This is a genomic window from Candidatus Bathyanammoxibius amoris (assembly GCA_024451685.1).
Classification (GTDB): domain Bacteria; phylum Planctomycetota; class Brocadiia; order Brocadiales; family Bathyanammoxibiaceae; genus Bathyanammoxibius; species Bathyanammoxibius amoris.
Window position 1 is genome coordinate 88,994 of sequence record JAMXCW010000003.1, and the last position, 20,492, is coordinate 109,485.

General features: G+C 52.4%; 18 protein-coding genes. 7 read left to right on the forward strand and 11 right to left on the reverse strand.

Translation table 11 applies throughout. From position 1 onward, the window contains the following. Positions 1 to 137: 137 nt before the first annotated feature. Positions 138 to 1,391, reverse strand: a complete 1,254-nt coding sequence (locus tag NOU37_02905; GenBank protein ID MCQ4574184.1) for a hypothetical protein — start codon at positions 1,389 to 1,391, stop codon at positions 138 to 140. A 472-nt stretch (positions 1,392 to 1,863) separates the two neighbouring features. Between NOU37_02905 and panC the strand changes: the two genes are divergently transcribed. The 4 genes from panC (at position 1,864) to lgt (NOU37_02925) (ending at position 4,986) form a co-directional block, all read left to right on the forward strand. Further along, positions 1,864 to 2,760: a pantoate--beta-alanine ligase gene (gene panC / locus NOU37_02910; GenBank protein MCQ4574185.1), complete on the forward strand. Its 897-nt coding sequence runs from the start codon at positions 1,864 to 1,866 to the stop codon at positions 2,758 to 2,760. Positions 2,761 to 2,771: 11 nt separating this feature from the next. Continuing rightward, the gene (locus NOU37_02915; protein ID MCQ4574186.1) at positions 2,772 to 3,140 is read left to right on the forward strand and encodes an aspartate 1-decarboxylase; all 369 of its coding nucleotides are present in this window, start codon (positions 2,772 to 2,774) and stop codon (positions 3,138 to 3,140) included. Between the two features lie 44 nt (positions 3,141 to 3,184). Then, positions 3,185 to 4,036, forward strand: a complete 852-nt coding sequence (gene lgt / locus NOU37_02920; GenBank protein MCQ4574187.1) for a prolipoprotein diacylglyceryl transferase — start codon at positions 3,185 to 3,187, stop codon at positions 4,034 to 4,036. Between the two features lie 98 nt (positions 4,037 to 4,134). After that, entirely contained in the window at positions 4,135 to 4,986 is an 852-nt protein-coding gene (gene lgt / locus NOU37_02925; GenBank protein MCQ4574188.1) for a prolipoprotein diacylglyceryl transferase, read from the forward strand. A 450-nt stretch (positions 4,987 to 5,436) separates the two neighbouring features. On the opposite strand, the gene hflX is transcribed toward lgt (NOU37_02925), so the two are convergent. From hflX to nusA, 8 genes are all read right to left on the reverse strand, one after another. Continuing rightward, the gene (hflX, locus tag NOU37_02930) at positions 5,437 to 6,747 is read right to left on the reverse strand and encodes a GTPase HflX (GenBank protein MCQ4574189.1); all 1,311 of its coding nucleotides are present in this window, start codon (positions 6,745 to 6,747) and stop codon (positions 5,437 to 5,439) included. Between the two features lie 82 nt (positions 6,748 to 6,829). Beyond that, on the reverse strand, positions 6,830 to 7,585 hold the full coding sequence (locus tag NOU37_02935; protein MCQ4574190.1) for a YebC/PmpR family DNA-binding transcriptional regulator: 756 nt from the start codon (positions 7,583 to 7,585) through the stop codon (positions 6,830 to 6,832). A gap of 19 nt (positions 7,586 to 7,604) precedes the next feature. Next, a complete protein-coding gene (locus NOU37_02940) occupies positions 7,605 to 9,128 on the reverse strand; it encodes a tetratricopeptide repeat protein (GenBank protein MCQ4574191.1) in 1,524 nt (507 codons plus the stop codon). A 22-nt stretch (positions 9,129 to 9,150) separates the two neighbouring features. After that, entirely contained in the window at positions 9,151 to 10,023 is an 873-nt protein-coding gene (hisG, locus tag NOU37_02945) for an ATP phosphoribosyltransferase (protein MCQ4574192.1), read from the reverse strand. Further along, positions 10,023 to 10,379, reverse strand: a complete 357-nt coding sequence (rbfA, locus tag NOU37_02950; GenBank protein MCQ4574193.1) for a 30S ribosome-binding factor RbfA — start codon at positions 10,377 to 10,379, stop codon at positions 10,023 to 10,025. The genes hisG and rbfA overlap by 1 nt, the downstream gene beginning before the upstream one ends. A gap of 6 nt (positions 10,380 to 10,385) precedes the next feature. Next, the gene (locus NOU37_02955; GenBank protein MCQ4574194.1) at positions 10,386 to 10,667 is read right to left on the reverse strand and encodes a DUF503 domain-containing protein; all 282 of its coding nucleotides are present in this window, start codon (positions 10,665 to 10,667) and stop codon (positions 10,386 to 10,388) included. A gap of 39 nt (positions 10,668 to 10,706) precedes the next feature. Continuing rightward, on the reverse strand, positions 10,707 to 13,016 hold the full coding sequence (gene infB, locus NOU37_02960) for a translation initiation factor IF-2 (GenBank protein MCQ4574195.1): 2,310 nt from the start codon (positions 13,014 to 13,016) through the stop codon (positions 10,707 to 10,709). 28 nt (positions 13,017 to 13,044) lie between these two features. Continuing rightward, entirely contained in the window at positions 13,045 to 14,292 is a 1,248-nt protein-coding gene (gene nusA / locus NOU37_02965) for a transcription termination factor NusA (GenBank protein ID MCQ4574196.1), read from the reverse strand. 455 nt (positions 14,293 to 14,747) lie between these two features. Between nusA and NOU37_02970 the strand changes: the two genes are divergently transcribed. Then, complete coding sequence (locus NOU37_02970; protein ID MCQ4574197.1) at positions 14,748 to 15,341, forward strand: 1-acyl-sn-glycerol-3-phosphate acyltransferase; 594 nt, start codon at positions 14,748 to 14,750, stop codon at positions 15,339 to 15,341. A 215-nt stretch (positions 15,342 to 15,556) separates the two neighbouring features. On the opposite strand, the gene NOU37_02975 is transcribed toward NOU37_02970, so the two are convergent. Continuing rightward, positions 15,557 to 16,756: a PQQ-binding-like beta-propeller repeat protein gene (locus NOU37_02975; GenBank protein ID MCQ4574198.1), complete on the reverse strand. Its 1,200-nt coding sequence runs from the start codon at positions 16,754 to 16,756 to the stop codon at positions 15,557 to 15,559. Positions 16,757 to 16,806: 50 nt separating this feature from the next. After that, positions 16,807 to 17,934 (reverse strand): PQQ-binding-like beta-propeller repeat protein, encoded by a 1,128-nt coding sequence (locus tag NOU37_02980; protein ID MCQ4574199.1) that lies wholly within the window; start codon positions 17,932 to 17,934, stop codon positions 16,807 to 16,809. A gap of 163 nt (positions 17,935 to 18,097) precedes the next feature. On the opposite strand from NOU37_02980, the gene NOU37_02985 reads away from it, so the two are divergent. Continuing rightward, complete coding sequence (locus NOU37_02985; GenBank protein MCQ4574200.1) at positions 18,098 to 19,117, forward strand: DUF1573 domain-containing protein; 1,020 nt, start codon at positions 18,098 to 18,100, stop codon at positions 19,115 to 19,117. Beyond that, positions 19,117 to 20,475, forward strand: coding sequence for a hypothetical protein (locus tag NOU37_02990; protein MCQ4574201.1), 1,359 nt, complete (start codon positions 19,117 to 19,119; stop codon positions 20,473 to 20,475). Before NOU37_02985 ends, NOU37_02990 begins: the two co-directional genes overlap by 1 nt. The last annotated feature ends 17 nt before the right edge of the window (positions 20,476 to 20,492 follow it).

The window sequence follows — 20,492 nt, forward strand, 5'->3', positions numbered from 1 at the left end:
GCAGGCTATGCCGGGCTGCACGCTTGTACTGGTGTGACACTCCCGTATTGAGGCGAAGCGGATTTCAACACTATGTTCCGGTGTTATATGGAAGCCTGCGTAAAGGAGTAACTTTTGTCCAGTCTCTCCTCCGAGGTTCACTCAACCGTAGCTGAAGAACACAAGACGTTTACCGAGACGTCTGTATCCTGAACCGTTGCCGAAGAGTCCTGTGGCTCTGCGTCAGTATCATTGACGGCCGCACTACTGGCCTTGACGATGGCATTACTGTCTCTCCCGGAGACGTCGGTATTCCTGATAAGGTCACAGGAGGGGCCTATAGAGCCGTCAGGCCTGAGCTTTAAGACCCAAATGTCAGGAATATCTTCAACACCGGCACCGACGGACATTGTCCCGCCAGTCATTACGTATCCACCGTCATTGGTCTGCTGGATGGAGCATGCCCAATCCCAATGAGCTCCCCCACAGGACTTCTGCCACTCCACGGTCCCCTCCGGACTCAGCTTCAAGACCCATGCGTCAATGCTCTCGGTACCAAAAGACCGTGTCTCACCGGCCACTATGTACCCCCCGTCAGTGGTCTGTTGGATGGAAAGGGCCGTATCCCAACTTTCCCCACCATAGGTCTTCTGCCACTCTATGGTGCCATTGGGCTTTAGTTTCAAGACCCAAAGGTCTCTTTGTCCTGCGCCAAAGGACTTGGTCTCACCGGCCACTATATACCCGCCGTCATCGGTTTGATGGATGGAGCCGGCCTTGTCCGGGTCTTCACCCCCATAGGTCTTCTGCCACTCTATGACACCATTGGGCTTTAGTTTCAAGACCCAAAGATCTCCTTGTCCTGCGCCAAAGGACTCTGTACGGCCGGCTACTATGTACCCACCGTCATTGGTCTGACGGACGGAGTCGGCCAGGTCTGAACCTTCACCCCCATAGGTCTTCTGCCACTCTACAGTACCGTCAGGACCGAGCTTCAAGACCCAAGAGTCCATCTCTATTTGGCCGAAGGACATTGTCCCGCCAGCCACAATATACCCCCCGTCACCGGTCTGCTGGATGGAGTAGGCCGCATCACCGTAATACCCCCCATAAGTCTTCTGCCACTCGACGTTGCCGTCAGCACCTAGTTTTAGGACCCAAAGTTCTTGAGGCCTGATACCGAAGGACCATGTCGCACCGGCTACAATGTATCCCCCGTCTATTGTCTGCTGGATGGAGCGGGCCTGTTCCGAGTATTTTCCCCCATAAGTCTTCTGCCACTCCACACTCCCATCAGGACTCAGCTTCAAGACCAAAAACTCGATTGTTATCTTACCCCCGGCACTTGGGTAGGCTATCTTGCCGGCTAGAATGTATCCCCCGTCATCGGTCTGCTTGATTGAATAGGCCAAATCATCCGAATCAGCTCCACCATACGTGGCGGCCCACCCGGCCGAGCCAGCTGAGACAGGAGCGGTTGTCAGGTCAGACGGAGTTCCTCTGGAGCAAGAGAGAGTGAGCGTGGTGAAGATAAACGCAAAAAATAGGATGCGGAACACAGCGTACAATGTAAACGTTTGATTTTCCGGGGGAAATCTTCCTCCAGAGTGAAACCGTCTTTGACAGGTCATATTCCTGATTGTCCCCCCATATCTTTAAACCCTGCCTCAGCCCGACAGGGACTCTTTATCCTGGTTGTCGTAAAGTAACATTTTCATATGAAAGGTTCAATACAATAGAAGACAGGCAAGGAGAAACCCTCGCTAACGTTTTGTTGCCTGTCTACGTGTTTCCATGTAAGATACATCGTCCGGTGCAATTTGAATTGACAAAGATTTGGTGAGTTGATAACATTTCGTATTAAAGGAACGTTACGGTGGGGATATGGCAGAAGTTATTAAAAAAACAGAAGATATGAAGGCCCGTGCGGGGATTCTAAAGGCCCGGGGACGGTCCATCGGGTTTGTGCCCACTATGGGGGCCCTGCACGAGGGACATCTGAGCCTTATAAGAAGGGCCGGGGCCGATAACGACGCCGTAGTGTTGAGTATATTTGTGAACCCCATCCAGTTCGACCGGCGAAAGGATTTTCAGAGCTATCCCAGGCAGTTTGAAAGTGACCTTGAGATGGCTTCCGGGGAAGGGGTAGACGTCGTTTTTGCGCCCGACGAAATAGAGATGTATCCGGAGGGTTTTATGGCCTCGATTGTTGAGGTGAACGGCAGCCTGACCAGGGGTCTCTGTGGTGACGTGCGGCCGGGTCATTTTCGCGGGGTGACCACTGTCGTGAGCAGGCTGTTTGACATAGTAAGCCCCGACAGGGCCTACTTCGGCCAAAAGGACCTTCAGCAGGCGGCCGTTATAAAGAAGATGGTGAAAGGTCTTGGGATGGACATAGATATTGTGACATTGCCCACGGTGCGTGATGCCGACGGCCTTGCCGTAAGTTCCCGCAACCGGCATCTAACCGGTGAGGAGAGGCGGATGGCCGCATCCATCCACAGGGCGCTCGAAAGGGCGGCAGGACTTTTTGCCTCCGGTGAGAGGGACGTGAAGGTCTTTGTCCGGGAGATGCGTGATATCATGAACAGTGCCGGTATATCCAGGATAGATTATATATCTATAGTTGACCCGGAGACACTTGAAGAGGTCGCCGGAACGCGGGCCGGAGTGGTTGCGGCCGTTGCCGCGTGGGTGGGCGGTACCAGGTTGATAGACAATATGACCCTGGGCGCAGGCGCCGGGCAGGAGTCAGTTTTACATAAAGCACAGACTGTATAAGGACGATCAAGATGTATCGAGAAATGTGTAAGTCAAAGATTCAGCCGGCAACGGTGACGGACGCCAATCTCCATTACCATGGGAGTATAACCATAGACGCCGCGCTGCTTGAGGCCAGCGACATCTTAGAGTATGAGAAGGTGCATGTGCTGAACCTGAACAACGGACAGAGGATAGAGACCTACGCCATAGAGGGAGAAAGGGACTCAGGCACAATCTGCCTGAACGGCGCCGCTGCACGCTGGGCGCATCCCGGTGACAAGGTCATTATAATCTCTTACTGTCAGGTTGAAGACGTTAAGGCAAAAAACTGGAAGCCGAAGATAGTGCTGGTTGATGAGGCCAACAGGCCGCTAAAGGCCGTTTACTCCGGTGGATAACGGCTCGCTTACCGAACCCGCCGGGTCTTTCTCTATAAAACGACATGCGACGAACGCTTCTTGAGATCCCCATCCCGTTCCTAGACATCAGTATACCGATATATTCGTACGGGTTCATGATGATGATAGGTTTTCTCTTCGCCGTGCTGGTCGCGAGGAGAAAGGCAAGCTACGAGGGAATAGACCCACACCAGATAACTGATCTGGGGATTTATACCCTGTTGGCGAGCATAGTGGGTGCGAGAGCGCTTTACGTTACACACCACATTGCTGACTATGCAAGACACCCTCTGGACATATTATTGATACATAAAGGGGGTTTGTCCTTTTATGGGGGCGTGGTTGGCGGTGTTATTGTTGCGGTTATGTTCTGCAGAAGGCGTGGGCTGTCGCCTCTTAAATGTCTGGACATGATCGCCGTTGGCGGCGCGATAGCACTTGCGTTTGGCAGGATAGGCTGTTTCCTGAACGGATGCTGCTACGGGCACAGGGTATCGGACGATTTTCTGTTCAGGGTATATTTCTGGAAGACCAAAGACGCCGCCGACAACGTAAACGGCAGTCCTGTCTTCTTACACCACCTTGAGGAGGGTTGGGTAGGTTTTGCCGATCCGATTTCACGGGCTGTCCACCCCACGCAACTCTACTCCGCACTCGGCGCCTTCGTGTTATTTCTCATACTAGGCAACCTCTACAAGTACAAGAAGCGAGACGGCGAGATATTCTTGCTGTTTGCCATACTCTATGCACCGATGCGCTTCTACTGGGAGGCACTGAGGGATGACAGCGCGCCCGTGCTATTCGGGCTTACAGTCTCACAGCTTATAGGCATACCGGCGTTTGTGCTGGCCCTGGGGGTGTTTGTCTACGGAAGGCGGCAACAGGCCAGGGCATAGCGTCATACCGCGCCTGGCTGACAAAAAATGCCGGGCTGCGACTTGTGATGAATCGGTAACTATACAAATTAAGGATTCAGCTTATCTTTTAAAATAACATGCGTCCCACGCTTCTCGAGATACCTATCCCATTTCTTGACTTAACCGTTCCTGTATATTCGTACGGGTTTATGATGCTGTTTGCCTTTGCTGTTGGCGTATTCATAGCGCGGAGGAAGGCCAACTTTGAGGGGGTAGACCCTGACGATATGAGCGTTCTTTGTGTCTTCGCCCTGCTGGCAGGTATATTGGGCGCAAAAGTCTTCCATGTCACGCACCAGATTGCCGGCTACGCAAGATCCCCGCTGGAAACATCCATGATACAAGGGGGGGGATTGTCGCTTTATGGCGGTGCGATTGCCGGTTTTATAGTATGGGTGATAGTTTGCAGGAGACGGGGGGTGCCAGTGCTTAAGAGTATGGACTTAGGGGCTGTTGGATTCGCACTGGGACTGGTGTTTGGCAGGATAGGATGCTTCCTGAACGGATGCTGTTACGGCCACAGGGTGGCGGACGATTTTATATTCAGGGTTTATTTCCCAAAGATCACGGATACAAGCGGCAACATTGACGGCAGTATCGTATTCTTACATCATCTTAAAGAGGGTTGGGTAAATCTTACCGATACTACAGCACTTCCGGTTCATCCGACCCAGCTATACTCCGCGCTTGGGGCCTTTGTGTTGTTCCTCATTTTGAGCAACGTTTATGAATACAAGAGGCGGGACGGTGAGGTTGCCTTGCTGCTGGCCCTCCTGTACGCGCCGATGCGCTTCTACTGGGAGATGCTGAGGGATGACAGCGCGCCAGTTATGTTCGGGCTGACGGTCTCGCAACTTGTAGGCATACCGGTATTCCTGCTGGCCCTGTGGTTGCTTGTTGACGGGAGGCGGCGGCTAAGGAATGCCTAGTGCTGGATGTAGCGTCATGTCTCCACGCCAGACGAGACATTGCGCCCCAGAATAGCCTGGTTGCTTGTCATTGCAGGCGAAGCGAAGTCATGCCAGAGGCAGATTCGCCTGAGGCGCGACTTCAGCCCTGCACAATAGATAAATCAGGTAGGGGCGGGGTCACCCCGCCCCTACAGTAAGATTCCCGGCAACGACGAAAATCAACGGCCATATCGAAGACTCGCCTCCACCCAAGGCGGATTGGGCAAGAAGGTTGTTGTCTATCAAAAAAATCTAACGGCCAGGAATAGACAACAAAGTTTACTTCGTTGATGCCCGTCAGCCATCTATTCACCCCCACCCCACCCTCCCCCCTTAAGGGGGAGGGTGGAGGCAAAAAACTCCCCCGTCAAGGGAGAGGGATGACGCGGGCGGCAGGCAGTAGAGGGTGTGTCTGGACGCACGAACGGGCTACAGCTTCAGGGGCTCGCGTTCAGGGTATGATACCTCCGCGCCGCTGGAGAGTTTTTTGATTATTGGGATGTATTTTTCTTCGATGAGTACGTGGAAGTGCAGTTTGTTGTGTACTGTCCGCTTGCTGAGGACGCAGCCCTTCTCGTATAGATAGGCCGAGAGCCTTCCGTCTGCGGTACCGCAGGTGAGTTTAAGGTCTACGCACTTCTCGTCGATGAATTCCACGATCTTTCCCCTCAGCTCGTCAAGTCCCCATCCCGTTAATGCTGATACGGAAATGGCATGTGGGTATTTCGCCCTGAAGAGGGTGGTGATGGTGTCGTCCGAGATGATGTCTGTCTTGTTGAGGACGAGGATAGTAGGCTTTTTCTCTGATTCCAGTTCCCTCAGTGCTTCGTCTGCCGCCGCTACCTGCTCAAGGACCGACGGCGAGCTTACGTCGACGACATGGAGCAGGAGGTCTGCCTGTCTCACCTCTTCCAGGGTGGCGTGGAACGACGCCACCAGGTGATGCGGTAATTTCTTGATAAACCCGATTGTGTCGCTTAACAGGGCCTCTCGTCCATGACCCAGCCGGAGCAGCCGCGTCTTTGTATCCAGGGTAGAGAACAGCTTGTCCTCTACCGGTACGGCCGCCTCTGTCAGGGCGTTCATCAAGGTAGACTTGCCGGTATTGGTGTAGCCGACCAGGGAGACCTTAAAACATTCCTTCCTGGAGGCCACCTCCTGGCGCCTGTGACCTTCTATCTCCTTTAGTTTCTTTTTGAGTTCGTGTATTTTCTTGGAAACGATACGGCGGTCAGTTTCAAGCTGCTTTTCGCCGGGACCCCGCGTGCCTATCCCCCCTTCATACCGGTCAAGGTGGGTCCACATTCGTTTAAGCCTGGGCTGGGTATATTCAAGCTGGGCCAGTTCTACCTGCATCTGGGCCTGTCTGGTTCTGGCGCGGTGGGCGAATATGTCCAGGATAAGCTCGCTTCTGTCCACGACCTTGGCGTTGAGGGTCGTTTCCAGGTTTTTAACCTGCGCGGGTGCCAGGTCGTCGTCACATATGACCACGTCGATTTTCCGGTCCCTGCAGAGTGAGGCCAGTTCGAGCGCCTTGCCTTTACCGATGTAGTATGTAGGGTCTTTCCTGCTTTTCTTCTGGACCGTTCCGTCAACAATAAAGGCCCCGGCAGTTTTTGCAAGCCTCGCGAGTTCCTCTAAAGATTCTTTGTTGCAGCCCCTGCTTCTTGAGGATACTACGCCTATCAAAAAGGCCCTTTCGGCCCTCACCGAGAGGTCTATTTTCTTTAACTCTGTCACTTATCTCCCGTTGAAAACGTATGTGGCGGGGTTCTCTTTTTCAGCTTTGGCACCTCGAGGTATCATTCCTCCTTCAGGGGCGCTAGCGCTCCTCTTGCATCTCCAGGAGCAGCTCTTTGGGGAGGTTGAAATTTGCATATACGTCTTGAACGTCGTCATGGTCCTCTAAGGCGTCCATGAACTTAACTACCTTTTTCCCTGCCTTTTCGTCTAATTCTATAAGACTCTTGGGGACCCAGCTGATTTCTGCCGACTCAAAAGGGATGTCTTGTTCGGTCAGGGTCGTTCTTATACTCTCAAAATCTGACGGGGCGCATATTACCTGGTATACATGCTCCACCCTGACGACGTCTTCTGCGCCTGCCTCCAGGGCTGTCATCATGAGTTTGTCCTCATCCACGTTCTCGCTGTTGACAACAACCATGCCCCTCTTTTCAAACATCCAGGATACACTGCCGGATACCCCCAGACTGCCGCCGTACATGTCAAATATCTTTCTGATTTCCGAAGCAGTACGGTTCTTATTGCCTGTAACAATCTCGAGCATGACGGCCACGCCACCGGGGCCATAACCCTCGTACAGGCATTCAAAAAGTTCTTCACCGGATGACCCCCCGGCGCCCTTTTTAATGGCCCTTTCTATGTTGTCTTTGGGCATATTGGCCGCCTTGGCCTTCTCAATGGCGTATTGAAGTCTAAGGTTGAGTTTCAGGTCTCCCCCGCCTGTTTTCGCCGCGACCGTTATGTTTCTTGCGAGCTTGGAGAACGTCTTGCCCCGTTTGGCGTCCGCAGCGCCTTTCTTTCTTTTTATAGTTGCCCAGTGTGAGTGTCCGGACATTTCCGTATCCTGGTTTTGGTTATTGAGTTATCGTTTGTTCCTGGTAAAGTTCGCTTTCAGGTGGTTGTAAGGCATCAAGCCTTTCTAATTGCTTCTTTATCCATGTCATGTTCGGGTCATCCTCGTAGTCTTGAAACTCTTCGAGGGCGGTTTCCCATTGCTTCCGAGCCATTTCCCAGCGGCCCAGGCCATAGTATATTATTCCTATGTGTTTATATATCTCAGGGTCCGGAGACGCCTTTACCGCTTCCATAAGTTTTTCCATGGCAAGGTCCATTCTCTCATCATTGTCTGACTCGGTGGCCTGTTTGTAGTACACCCATCCCAGACTGTCCAGGTATGCGCCGTTTTCAGGTTCTGTCTCAAGGGCGCTCTCTATAAGCCCCAGGGCTTCGTCCAGGTCTTCACCTCTTTCCGCGTAGAAGTAACCGAGAAAGTTGCTGGCCTCGTGGGAATTGGGATCTATACTTAACACCTCTCTGAGTTCTCTTTCAACCTGTTCCGGGCGGTTGGCCTCGTAGTACAGGTTGGCGAGAAAGAAGTGTACTTCAGTAGATTCCTTATCGGTCTTTGACTTGTTGGCCGCCAATTCGACAACCCTCAAAGCGGCGTTTTTCTCGTTTTCGGCGACAAGCAGTCTGGCCAGGGTTATGTCTTCTCTTATGTTGCTGGTACCTTGAGCAACCCGCACCTGGAGTAACGCGATTGCCTTTTTACGGTGGAGGTCTGACTGTTCAGTGTCCTCGGCCTTTGCGTATAACCCCGACAGGAAGGCGTGGGCAAGCCATGCGTTGGGGAATGCCTGCAAGAAGTTATTGGCTTCGACGATGGCGGTGTCCAGTTGCCCCGTTTCATCATACGCAATCGCCAGATACAACCTTGTTTGCGGTAAATCCGGGTTTAGTTTCTTTGATGTCTCCAGCGCCTCTCTGGCCTTGTCGTATTCTTCAGATTCAATATATGCCATGCCCATCTCGGCGTAAAAACTGCTGAGATCGATGGGCGGGGCCAGTTTTATAATGTCTTTTAGACACGTGACGGCCTTGGCGGGCTCGTTGTTAGCGAAGTAGAGATGTGCCAGGTGATAAAGGGTGTTGACTAACAAAGGCATGTCTATCTGCTTTATGTTACTCCTGGCGGCACGTTCATATTCAGTAATGGCCTCGTCTATTCTGCCTTCGCTCTCATGGATGTTGGCAAGGGTATAGTGAATGGTGAAATCTTCTCTGTTTATATCTGAGAGTGTCGCCATGTACGATAACGCCTTGTCTTCTTCGTTCAACTGCACATAACAGGCGATAAGGTATCTGAGAATTCTTTGTGACTTTGGGTTGCCCTCAAGGGCTCTTTCGTAGAATTCTGCAGCCAGTTTCCACTCCTGCCCGGCCATGGCGTAGTAACCTGCACAGAAGTTGGCCATGGCGGATAGCGAGACCTCCTTCTTCTCGGCAGGTTTTGAGACTACCGGCTTGCCTTCCTTGAGTTGCTCCCGGGCTGTACACCCGCAAAGAACAAGTAATAAGAGGGTAAGTGCCCTAATCATATCTGCTGGTTACCGCCTGTTTTTATGGAATTACCTTGTTAAGGGGGTACTCTATTATTCCCTCTGCGCCGGCCCTTTTAAGTTCAGGGATAATACTTCGTGCCACGATTTCATCCGTTATCGTTTCTACGGCGTATCCCGAGCCCTCGGCAAGGTTGGAGACCGTCGGGTTTCTCATCGCCGGGAGCTTCTTAAGGACCGCCTCCAGACAGTCACTGGGGACGTTCATTTTCAGTCCGACCTTCTGCCGGGCTGTAATGGCTCCGGAAAAGAGCATGGCGAGGTTTTCTGCCTTTTCTCTCTTCCAGGGGTCCTTCCATGAGTCGTTGTTAATAATGAATTGTGTGGCAGATTCTATGACGGTATCGACGATACGCAGCTTATTTGCCCTTAAGCTGGAGCCCGTCTCCGTAAGCTCCACGATGGCGTCTACAAGATAGGGGGCCTTTGCCTCGGTAGCGCCGTGAGAGAATTCCACCTCCGCGCTTATTCCTCTCTCTTTCAGGTATTTATTGGTAACGTTGACCAGCTCCGTGGCAATCCGTTTTCCTTTGAGGTCGTTTGGGGTTTGAATGGCTGAGTCTTCCGGCACGGCGACTACCCAGCGTACCTTGGTAAGCTGTTGTTTGGCATAGACGAGGTTTGTTACGACCGTCACGTTCGAGTCGTTTTCTGCGACCCAGTCGGCACCGGTCAGCCCTGCGTCGATGACACCCTTTTCGACGTATCGAGACATGTCCTGGGGGCGGACAAGCCTGCCCTGAAGCTCGTCATCGTTTATGGCGGGATAATAGGACCTGCTGCTCGTCCGTACTATGAACCCGGCCCGCGCCATCATTTCGCAGGTGGACTGCTGTAAACTTCCTTTGGGTATTCCTAGAATAAGTTTAGGCATTATACTGTATTATCTCCGCGCAGTGTGTCGTCTATAAGTTTGGACAGGTGTACGCTCTTTCCGGCCGAGTCGTCCAGGAGAAATCTAAGGACCGGTGTGTACCGGAGTTCGAGTTGTTTACCTATAATGGACTGGATGTATCCTCGCGCGTGCTTAAGGGCGTTAAGGGTAGTCCTTTTTTTTGTCTCATCGCCGATAACGGATACGTAGACCTTTGCCATGCGCAGGTCGTCCGAGGGTTCCGTCTTTGTTACGGTAACAAGATTTATCCTGGGGTCCTTAAGCTCGTAGAAGATAACCTTGCTTATCTCACGCTTTAATGCCTCAGCTATTTTTTCAAGCCTTCTTGTACGCACAGTATTCTATATTAATTCGAGGCTGTAATCTATGAGTTCCACCCTGGGGAATTGCCTGAAGGAGTTCACCAGGCTTGAGAGCACACTGTTAACGTATTGCCTCTCGTTACCAACCATTGCTACTGCCAGGACACATTGTTTGTGGTTGTTCTGGGCCCCAATCTCTGACAGGGAGACGTTGTATTTCTGCCGTATCCTGTCCTTCAGACTCTTGATGACGCGGCGCTTATCCTTAAGTGAATGAGAATCCCTTATCATCAGCTTAATATTTAATATTCCAACGACCATGAAACAGGACTAAGGGGAAAGAGGCCCGGGATTTGGTGTCTAGCTAAGGGTGCGGGCAATTTGTTGGATTTCATATGCCTCTATGGTGTCACCTACCTTGAGGTCATCAAAGCCAGCAACCTTCATACCACACTCCAGCCCCAGGCGCACTTCTTTCACGTCATCCTTTACAATCTTAAGGGAGGAGAGCTTACCCTCGTGGATCACGTTCCCGTCTCTCTGTACCCTTATGAGTGAGTTCCTGGTAATCTTGCCGTTCCGGACGATGCAGCCCGCAATGTTACCCAGTTTAGAGACCTTGAATATCTGTTGTATCTCAGCGTTACCCAATACGACTTCCCGTTGCTCGGGCTCCAAGAGCCCTTCCATAGCAGATTTAACGTCTTTGGCAACGTCGTAAATGACCTGGTAAAGTCTGATCTCCACACCGTCTGCTTCAGCAAGGTTGGCGGCGCCCTCTTCGGGCGTGGTGTGGAACCCGATAATGATTGCGTCAGAGGCATCCGCCAGGATGACGTCAGACTCGGTTATGCTTCCCACGCCACTGTGGAGCATCCTAATCTTGATTTCCTCGGTAGAAAGCTCTGCTAACATATTTTTCAGGACCTCTACAGAACCCATTACGTCTGCCTTGAGGATCAATTTGAGTTCTTTAGTCTTTCCGCGTTCTATATTTGAATAGAGGTTCTCCAGGGTTACGTGTTCACGCGCCTGGAGTCCTGCCTCACGCAGGTTTTCTTGTCTTTTTATCGCTACCTGCCTGGCCTTCTGAATGTCGTCAATGGCGTAAAACTTTGCTCCCACATCCGGCACTACGGAGAGGTCTGATACGGAGACCGGTTGGGAGGGACCCGCATGTTCAATGGCAGTTCCTTTGTCATCGTACATGGCACGGACCCTTCCATATGCGTGACCGCACAGCATTACGTCTCCCAGGTGCAGGGTGCCGTCCTGGACGATTACTTTCGCCACTACGCCCCTGCCTTCATGCACTTGTGCTTCCAGGACTACGCCGCTGGCAGGGTTCTTGGGGTTCGCCTTAAGCTCGAGGATATCCGCCTCGAGCAGGAGCTTTTCAAGTAGTTCATCTAACCCCTTGTTGCTGGTGGCGGAAGTCTCTACGAATTGTGTCTTTCCGCCCCATTCCTCCGGTGAGAGGTCGAGTTTTGACAGCTGTTGTTTCACCATCATAGGGTTGGCGTCTGGTTTGTCTATCTTGTTAATGGCTACTACGATGGGTACGTTAGCCGCCAGCGCGTGGTTTATGGCCTCTTGTGTCTGCGGCATGACACCATCGTCGGCGGCTACTACCAACACGGTAACATCGGTGGTTTGAGAACCCCTGGCACGCATCGCGGTAAATGCCTCATGGCCCGGCGTGTCAAGAAATATCACCGACCGGCCGTTGGTATCCACACGGTAGGCGCCTATGTGTTGAGTGATGCCACCTGCCTCTGCCCCTGCTACGTTGGCCTTTCTTATGGCGTCGAGCAGTGAGGTCTTGCCGTGGTCAACGTGTCCCATGAAGGTAACTATGGGTGGTCTGGGTATCATGTCCTCGGGGCTGCCGAGCATTCTTTCAAACTCTTTTTCTATCGCTTGTTCTGCCCCCGGCGGTTTCTTCAGCTCTATATCAGCGCCGTACTCCATACCCAGTATCATGACCACGTCGTCATCCAGTGTTTGGTTCATGGTCGCACGGACGTTGTGTTCCATCAGGAGTTTTGTGATGATGCTGCTTGCTTTTATACCTAATGTGGCAGAGAGTTCTTTAACCGTGACCGGCGGTTCCAGAGTGGCCTTGAGTCCTTGAGCCATCACTCTGGGTGCACTTACGACGTCTCTGGAAGGCCCTCTCCCCCTCCTGGGCGGGCCTTGCCTGCCCCGAAATCCTGGCCTTCCGTGTCTCCTAAATGGAGGGCGCCTGCGCACCTCGATATATTTAGGCGGGCGGATGAGTTTCTTCATAATGCCGGCTGCGGCGGTTTTGCTCTCACCTGTGCCGGTTTTATCCCTGGCCGCAGGGGTGACGGCTTTTATCGTGGCTGTCTTTGCCTCCACCTTCTTAGGTATTGCGGTTTTCCCTGGCGAAATCTTCTGTTTTACCGGCCGGGAGACTTCCCTGGGCTTGGCCACCTTTTGGGTCGTTGTTTCTTTGGCTCCCTTCCTTTCAGCGGGAATGGCGGAAGGTTTAAAAAAGCTGCGTATAAGAGCGGCCTCTTTATCATTGATGGCGTTGGCATGGTGTGTAATATGCTTGAGCCCGTGTTCCTTGCACTTTTCAATGATGGGGCCGCTTTTTACACCCATCTCTTTTGCCAGTGTACTTATCCTGATTTTTTTAACCAACTCGCGTCACCTTCTCTGTTTTTACACGTTATTCATTATCGGGAGTAGAGGCTGCAAGTTCCTCCTTGTCATTCCCGAAAGGCGTTTGGTCCGTGGTTTCGCTTCCCTTTGTCTGGGTCTCTTTCTTAGACAATTTTTCTTCATCGGGAGCAGAGGCTGCAGGTTCTTCCTTGTCATTCTCGGAAGGCGTTTGGTCCGTGGTTTCGCTTCCCTCTGTCTCTATCTCTTTCTTAGACAATTCTTCTTCATCGGGAGCAGAGGCTGCAGGTTCTTCCTTGTCGTTCTCGGAAGGCGTTTGGTCCGTGGTTTCGCTTCCCTCTGTCTCGATCTCTTTCTGAGACAATTCTTCTTCGGTAAGTATGTCTATGTCCCAGGTCGTGAGTTTAGAGGCCAGCCGAACATTTTGGCCTCGCTTCCCAATGGCCAGTGAGAGCTGGTCGTTAGGCACCACTACCGTTGCCTGGCGTGTCTCCGGGGACAGCATAATCCCGGTAATCTCCGCCGGTTTGAGGGTATTGGGTATTAGCGCCTCAGGGGCCTCATCCCATCGGATAATGTCTATCTTCTCTCCGACCAGTTCGTCAACTATGTTCTTAATCCTTGAGCCGCGAACTCCGACACACGCGCCTACACAGTCCACATGCGGGTCTTGCGACAGCACGGCAATCTTGGTCCTGTATCCCGCCTCTCTCGCGATAGCCTTGATTTCGATTACATTTTCTGATATCTCGGGTACCTCTAATTCGAAGAGTTTTTTCACGAAGCTGGGATGGCTTCTCGACAGTACCAGCTTTACCCTCTGCGTGACCTTTCTCACATCAAGGAGCATTGCGCGCACCCTGTCACCCTGGTGGTAGACCTCGTCTACAATTTGCTCTGATTTGGGCAACAGCGCCTCGACCCTCCCCAGATGTACAACGATGTTAGGGCCGTCGAACCGCTGCACGTTACCGGTGACGATAGTGCCTTTTCTCTTTACAAACTCCTCGTAGATGGCGTCTCTTTCCGCCTCCCTTATCTTCTGTATCATGACCTGCTTGGCTGTTTGGGCACTTATTCGCCCCAGTTCCGAGGGGTCAATCCTCCTGTCTCCTTCCTGGGCGATGAGTTCTCCGGTTGTTCTGTCTATTGTTATGGTGATGTCTTCCCTGTGGGCAAAGTGCTTCCTGGCGGCAGACATAAGTGCAGACTCTATGCCCTGGAATACTATCTCTTTGTCTATATCCTTTTCCCTGTGCAGGGCTTCGACCAATCTGAGAAGTTCTTCTTTGTCCACTTATACCCCTCCTAAAAGGGCAAAATAAAAGAGTGGACAGACCCACTCTCTAAGAACGCTAGACTCTTCTGCAAGCCAAAATAGTATATATTCTTAAATCATTTCGAGACTGTCCTCAACATAGTTTGTAACGCTTCCAAGAAATTTTGTCAAGCCCTCTTTTCGGCGGCTGAGAAAATAGTTGAAGAGTGGAATTGCGAGCGCTATAATTGCCGAAATTAAAAGTACTTCTGTAAATGCCAATAATGTTTTTGTGACGCTCTTGTGGCGTCCCGTTGTGGATGTTTCATGCCTGAAAATATTTCTAAGGTCTGTCTGGTTCACTAGATGTGTTAAAGCTCACCAGGGAGTGGAGATAGATGCCTTCGGAAGGGTCTAAAAGAGGACTAAAGACACAGTTTATGAGGGTTGGTGCCTCAATTTGCGACTTTTTTGGGTATGTCTCTTACAAGGTTTTGGCACTAATATCTCTGGTTGTGCTAAAGCTGTTTTTCAGGCTTGATGTAAAGGGCAGGCAGAATATACCTAGTGAGGGGCCCATCATCCTGGCCGCCAATCACTTTAGCATAATAGACCCCTGGGTTCTGCAGGTATCCTGCCCACGAAGGATAATCTACATGGTTGAAGACGAGTACTACCAGAGCTGGGGGTGGTGGTTTTATCGAATGCATCGGGCCATACCTGTAAAGACCGGGGGTTTCAACAAGGAAGCTGTGGTTACAGGGTTGAAGGCCTTAAAAAATAACAGTGTACTGGGTATCTTCCCCGAAGGATGGGGGGAAGAGGTGGATGGTAAGGTTGGACAAGGAAGCGCTGGCGTGGCAATGCTGTCTTGCAAAAGCCGCGCGCCTGTGTTGCCCATATATATAGACGGGGTATATGAGGCCTTGCCCAAGGGCGCAATCCTCCCGCGTTTCACGAGAGTGACCGTCAAATATGGAAAACCCATTAGATGTGACACCGCCAAGAAACCCGACAAAGAAACACTGCGCAGGATGACAGACGAGATAATGGATAAGATTAGAGAGCTGGCGAAAAATGGAGAGTAGTGTCATGGAGCACAGTCCGCCTGAGGCGGATGCCGTACCCGGCCGGTATTTTGTAGACAACGATCTTCTCGCTCAATAACGTGGCGAGTTTTCGATATGGTTGTTTATTTTGATGTAGGGACAGATTTTTAAACCTGTCCGCAACTGGACAGACCCGAAGGCCCGCCAGAGGCGGATTCGCTTAGGCAAAAATTGCCTCTACAGAGTAACAACCTCTATTTAGCAGAGGAAGGCCCGATGGCGTAGAGGTTATGGTCGTTAGAGCCGACGTAGATGACGCCGCCCGGCCCGATTGCCGGAGAGGACTCGATCCAATCCTCTGTCTCAAAAGCCCACAGTAACTTACCGTCAGGGTCGAGGGCGAGCAGTCTTCCAGCCCTCCCGTTGGCCCCCCTCAATTCACCCGTACCAAAGTAGACATTCCCGTCCGCGTCCAGGGCCGGGGAAGATTCGATTATACCGCCGGTCTTGTAAGACCATTTGAGGCGCCCGTCCCTGGTTATTACGTAAAAGTTGCCGTCGTAGGAGCCAAAATACAGGGTGCCATCCGAGTCGATGGCCGGCGAGGCATGTATCTCTCTACCCGCCTGTGCCCGGAAGGCGATTTTGCCGTCCGTATTCAGCCCGTAAAGGCGGCCGGTCTCAGAGCCGATGAACACGTTTTCGTCCGGAGCAATGGCAGGAGAAGAGTACGATGCATATATGGACCTCCCCAACCTCTTCTTCCACTTGAATGTGCCCTCGGCGGCCAGGGCGAATACTACTCCGCCATTCGTTCCGAAATACACGGAACCATCCAGCCCGATACCGGGACTCGCGCTAATGGAGCTCGGCGCCGCGTAGATCCATTTAGGCCAGCCGTCCTCATTTATTACGTAGAGCTTATTGTCACTGGAACCTATGTATATCGTTCCGTCAGGTGTCAGGGTAGGAGAAGAGTAGATGCTCCCGCCCGTCTCGAAGACCCACTTCAAGGAGCCGTCCCTATTGACGGCATAGAGTCTCTTGTCCCGGGAACCCACGTATATTGTCCCGTCCGGGGCTATTGCGGGGGATGAGGTGATTCCTGCCTCAGTATGAAAACCCCACTTCTTCTTGCCTTCGGGGGTAACCGCATAGAGCACGCCGTCTTCAGAACCCACATAGACTGTGCCGTCAGGGCCCACCGCGGGAGAAGACGTCACGTTGCCTGAGGTATGGAATTTCCACTTAAGGACGCCCGCCCTTGCGCCCGGATATGGACTCTGTCCGGTGTGGAGCGGATTATTTCTGAACATCTGCCAGGGTATTGTGGAATCCTCTCCAGCGGCGCTAACGACCGGGCTGCCGTACGTCATTACAAGAATCAATAACAGGCAGAAGGGGAGGAGGGAACTCCTGGATATCCCGTGGTGTTTTTCTATTATCATCATCATTGTTAGACCTCTGCAAAGACGTTCAAAAAACTACGCAAAGGGGTATCGGGCTATTCTCCAACTGCATAAAGCCCGCCGTCGGCGGAGCCAAAGTATATGGTGCCGTCGTCTCCGATGGCAGGGGATGAACGCACCGGCCCGTCTGTATGCAGTCTCCACAAGAACATCCCGTCATTGTCTACGGCGTAGAGGTTTCCATCCCACGAACCAAAATACACGTTGCCTTCCCTGTCCACCGCCGGCGAAGACGTAATATCGCCGCGTGTACGGTACGTCCACATCGGGGCGCCCCCGCCGCTGACCGCCAGCAGTGTGCCATCGTTTGAGCCGAAGTAAATGCCGCCCTGAGGACCGATAGCGGGAGAAGAGTCTATCCAGTGTGGAGCCTTAAAGCTCCACTTGAGCTTGCCGTCATCCCCCAGGGCATACAGGGCGCGACTGCTGGAACCCACATATATAGTGCCGTCACTCCCAACTGCCGGGGTAGAGGTTACTGTGCCTGACGTGTCATACCTCCACTTCAGTGTACCGTCGGGACCAATGGCATAAAGGAAGCGGTCGTTAGAGCCCACATAAACCGTGCCGTCAGGTCCGATTGCGGGAGATGAATCTACGTACTTCCTGGTGTTAAAGGCCCATCTCATCTTTCCGTCCCCGCCGATTGCGTATAGCCGATAATCATCGGAGCCTACGTAAAGGACCTTGTCACCTTTACCGCCGCCCGTCTCTGAAATTACCGGCGAGGAGCTGATCCTGCCGTGTATCTGTATCTTCCACCTGGGCCTGCCTTCAGTGTCCAGGGCAACAACCCTTCCTGCCCACGAACAGACGTATACATTCCCGTCACTGTCCAGGGCGGGGGAAGAATATATCTTGTTATCCATGGAATAACTCCACTTTACTTTACCCTCCGGCGTGAGAGCATATATATTGCCGTCGAGCGAACCAAAGTAGATGGTGCCGCCGGCCCCTATTACGGGTGACGAACTTACCTCGTCCTTCGTCTTGAAACACCACTTAAGGGTTCCCTTCCTGCTTCCCGCGTACTGGCTCTGCCCCGTACGTTGTGGGTCATGGCGGAACATGGGCCATGACTGGCTGGTGCCGGACAGGGAAGTTTTCCCTGAAAAAAGCAGCAATAGAATTACCAAAAGGCAGTGCCACACAGGGTGTGTCATCTTAACCCCTCTTATGGACATAGGAGCTTATCGAGAGGGAATATTACAAGACCTCAACCGCTAATTCAACAACATTCTCTTTGCCCTTGACCGCCTGCGATAACAGAGGTATCATATCTAATCATAGTAACTTATAGAAATTCGCAGGCATTTGGGTCTGACCATGAAGATGAATCCTGAGCGTCTCTTTTTATGTCTTTTTGCGGTACTCGTAGTCCTGGTGTTGGGAGGGAAGCTGCCCCTCGCGGCAGATACCGAAACCGAAAAAACACCCCGCATAGTTTTTGAAGAGGACTCACACGACTTTGGCGTGGTCTACAAGGGAGAAAAGGCTACCCACAGCTTTAGATTCACTAACGCGGGCGCCGGTGACCTGGTAATAGAAAGGGTCAAGACGTCCTGCGGCTGCACGGCGGCCGCGCCTTCTAACAAGACGATTCCACCGGGAAATCGGGCGGAGATAGAGGTGGCCTTCAAGTCGGGCGTCTTCAGGGGCAACATCCGTAAGACTGTGACCGTTACCACGAATGACCCGGAGACACCGAGCTATGTCCTTACCATTAAGGCAAACGTCCTTGAAGAGGTTGTTGCCGAACCGCGGCAGCTATTTTTTGAACCTGTAAAGCAGGGGCAGTCCGTTACCATGAAGGTGGAGATAAAACCCGTTACAGACCTGGAGCTGAAAATAAAAAGGGTTAGAGCGGCCAGTCCTGTCTTAAAGCTGCGTCACAAGAAGAAGGGCGAGGAAAACACCTACATCCTTGAGGTGTCCACCAGGAAAGACGCCCCTCTGGGCAGGTTTGCAGGCGACATTCAGGTGTTTACAAATAGTAAGAGGCAGGGCGTGCTTGTCATACCGTTCTTTGGAGAGATAATAAGTGACGTGTCCGTCTTCCCGGCCAAGGTCTCTTACGGTGTGGTGCGGAAGGGCAAGGAGACTATGAGACAAATACTTATCACCGTACACAAAAAGGACGTGAAACTTAAGAGCTTTGACGTTGAACCCGACTACCTCTCCCTGCACCTCATACCTGACACGAACAATTACTTCCACCGACTGGAGATAACGGTTGGCAAGGACGTCCCCGTGGGAAGAATCGAGGGCAAGCTGAAGATACACACTACCAGTAAGGACCAGCCACTCCTGACCGTACCGATCTACGGCGTAGTTAAGGAAGGCTGATGAGACCAGTGGGCCCCATAATTTTCTTCTTTTGCCTCCTTACACCTCTCTACATAAATTGCGCATACGGTACTTCTGAGAGACTACATGATAATGATACGGAGATTACCATCGCTTTTACCGGCGAAGAAAATGGCTATCTGGAACCCTGCGGCTGCGAGCAGAGACGCACAGGCGGTATAGCGAAGAGGCAGAGCTTGCTTGCGGTCCTGCGGCTGGCCGGTAAGACAGTCCTACCCCTGAGCCTGGGCGACCTTGCCGGTCACCGGAAGAGACAGGATGAGATTAAGATAGAGACGCTGGCGCAGGCCCTTGCAGACATGCAGTACACAGTCCACAACCTCGGCGAAAAGGACCTGCAGATGGGCCTGAAAGTAATTAGCTACACCTTTTTCCCGGATCGTGTCAAACTGCTTTCCTCAAACGTAGCGCTGACCGATTCGCTGGGTATTGAGGTGCACCCATATGTCGTCGAGGAGTTCCTGATTGATGACAGGAAGGTAAGGGTGGGCATCCTGGGTATACTCTCCCCGGAGCTTATCGAGACCGCACCGCATGGAGTGGAAGTAACCCCTCCTTCAGAGGCCGTTGGCCGTCTAATTGAAGAACTAAAGGACGTGGACCTTTTGGTCCTCATGGCTCACGCAGGGTTTGAGGAGGCGGTCAGGCTGGCCGGGGAGTTCCCGGAGTTCCAACTCGTTATTTCAGGCCATAACGAAGACGAACCTGTAATTGAGCAGATTGGCGATACGGTGGTAGCCGCGTGCGGCAGTAAGGGAAAGTATGTGGGGCTGTTTCACTACCGGCCCGGGGACGAGGAGACAGACCTCGAGATGGTTGAGTTAGATGAGCGTTATGAGGATTCTAGTCAGATGGCAGGGCTCCTCAAGGGCTATCAGCAGAGGCTGAGGGACGAAGACCTCCTGGGCAGGGTGGAAAAGTTCCCATATGACGACGGGGCTGCCTACGCCGGTAACGCCGTCTGTGGTGCGTGTCACCCGGCAATCTTCGAACACTGGAAGACGACCCCGCACGCCTCGGCCCATGAGACCCTGGTAAAGGCGGAACATGACTACGATCCGGAATGTGTGGCCTGTCATGTTACAGGTCTTTATTACCGGGGTGGCTTTACGTCTGTAGAGAAGACCCCGGAGCTAAAGGACGTCGGGTGTGAAGAGTGTCATGGACCGGGAAGTCAACACGTGGAAGCGGCCCGGAACGGGCTCAAGACGAAGGACTACGGTAAAACGGGACCCCGCGGCTGTGAGACATGCCACGATGTGGACCATAGCTCACAATTCCAATACGAGAACTACTGGCTGAGAATGGCCCACCCCAAGGAACAACCCAAGAACTGAGTATACAGGGCACGCCC

Coding starts and splice junctions, on each gene's coding strand:
- hisG (MCQ4574192.1), bottom strand. CDS start 10,023: ATGCCTAAACTTATTCTAGGAATACCCAAAGGAAGTTTACAGCAGTCC.
- NOU37_02985 (MCQ4574200.1), top strand. CDS start 18,098: ATGAAGATGAATCCTGAGCGTCTCTTTTTATGTCTTTTTGCGGTACTC.
- NOU37_02990 (MCQ4574201.1), top strand. CDS start 19,117: ATGAGACCAGTGGGCCCCATAATTTTCTTCTTTTGCCTCCTTACACCT.
- NOU37_02980 (MCQ4574199.1), bottom strand. CDS start 17,934: ATGACACACCCTGTGTGGCACTGCCTTTTGGTAATTCTATTGCTGCTT.
- lgt (MCQ4574188.1), top strand. CDS start 4,135: ATGCGTCCCACGCTTCTCGAGATACCTATCCCATTTCTTGACTTAACC.
- NOU37_02975 (MCQ4574198.1), bottom strand. CDS start 16,756: ATGATGATGATAATAGAAAAACACCACGGGATATCCAGGAGTTCCCTC.
- NOU37_02935 (MCQ4574190.1), bottom strand. CDS start 7,585: ATGTCCGGACACTCACACTGGGCAACTATAAAAAGAAAGAAAGGCGCT.
- NOU37_02915 (MCQ4574186.1), top strand. CDS start 2,772: ATGTATCGAGAAATGTGTAAGTCAAAGATTCAGCCGGCAACGGTGACG.
- panC (MCQ4574185.1), top strand. CDS start 1,864: ATGGCAGAAGTTATTAAAAAAACAGAAGATATGAAGGCCCGTGCGGGG.
- lgt (MCQ4574187.1), top strand. CDS start 3,185: ATGCGACGAACGCTTCTTGAGATCCCCATCCCGTTCCTAGACATCAGT.
- NOU37_02955 (MCQ4574194.1), bottom strand. CDS start 10,667: ATGGTCGTTGGAATATTAAATATTAAGCTGATGATAAGGGATTCTCAT.
- NOU37_02940 (MCQ4574191.1), bottom strand. CDS start 9,128: ATGATTAGGGCACTTACCCTCTTATTACTTGTTCTTTGCGGGTGTACA.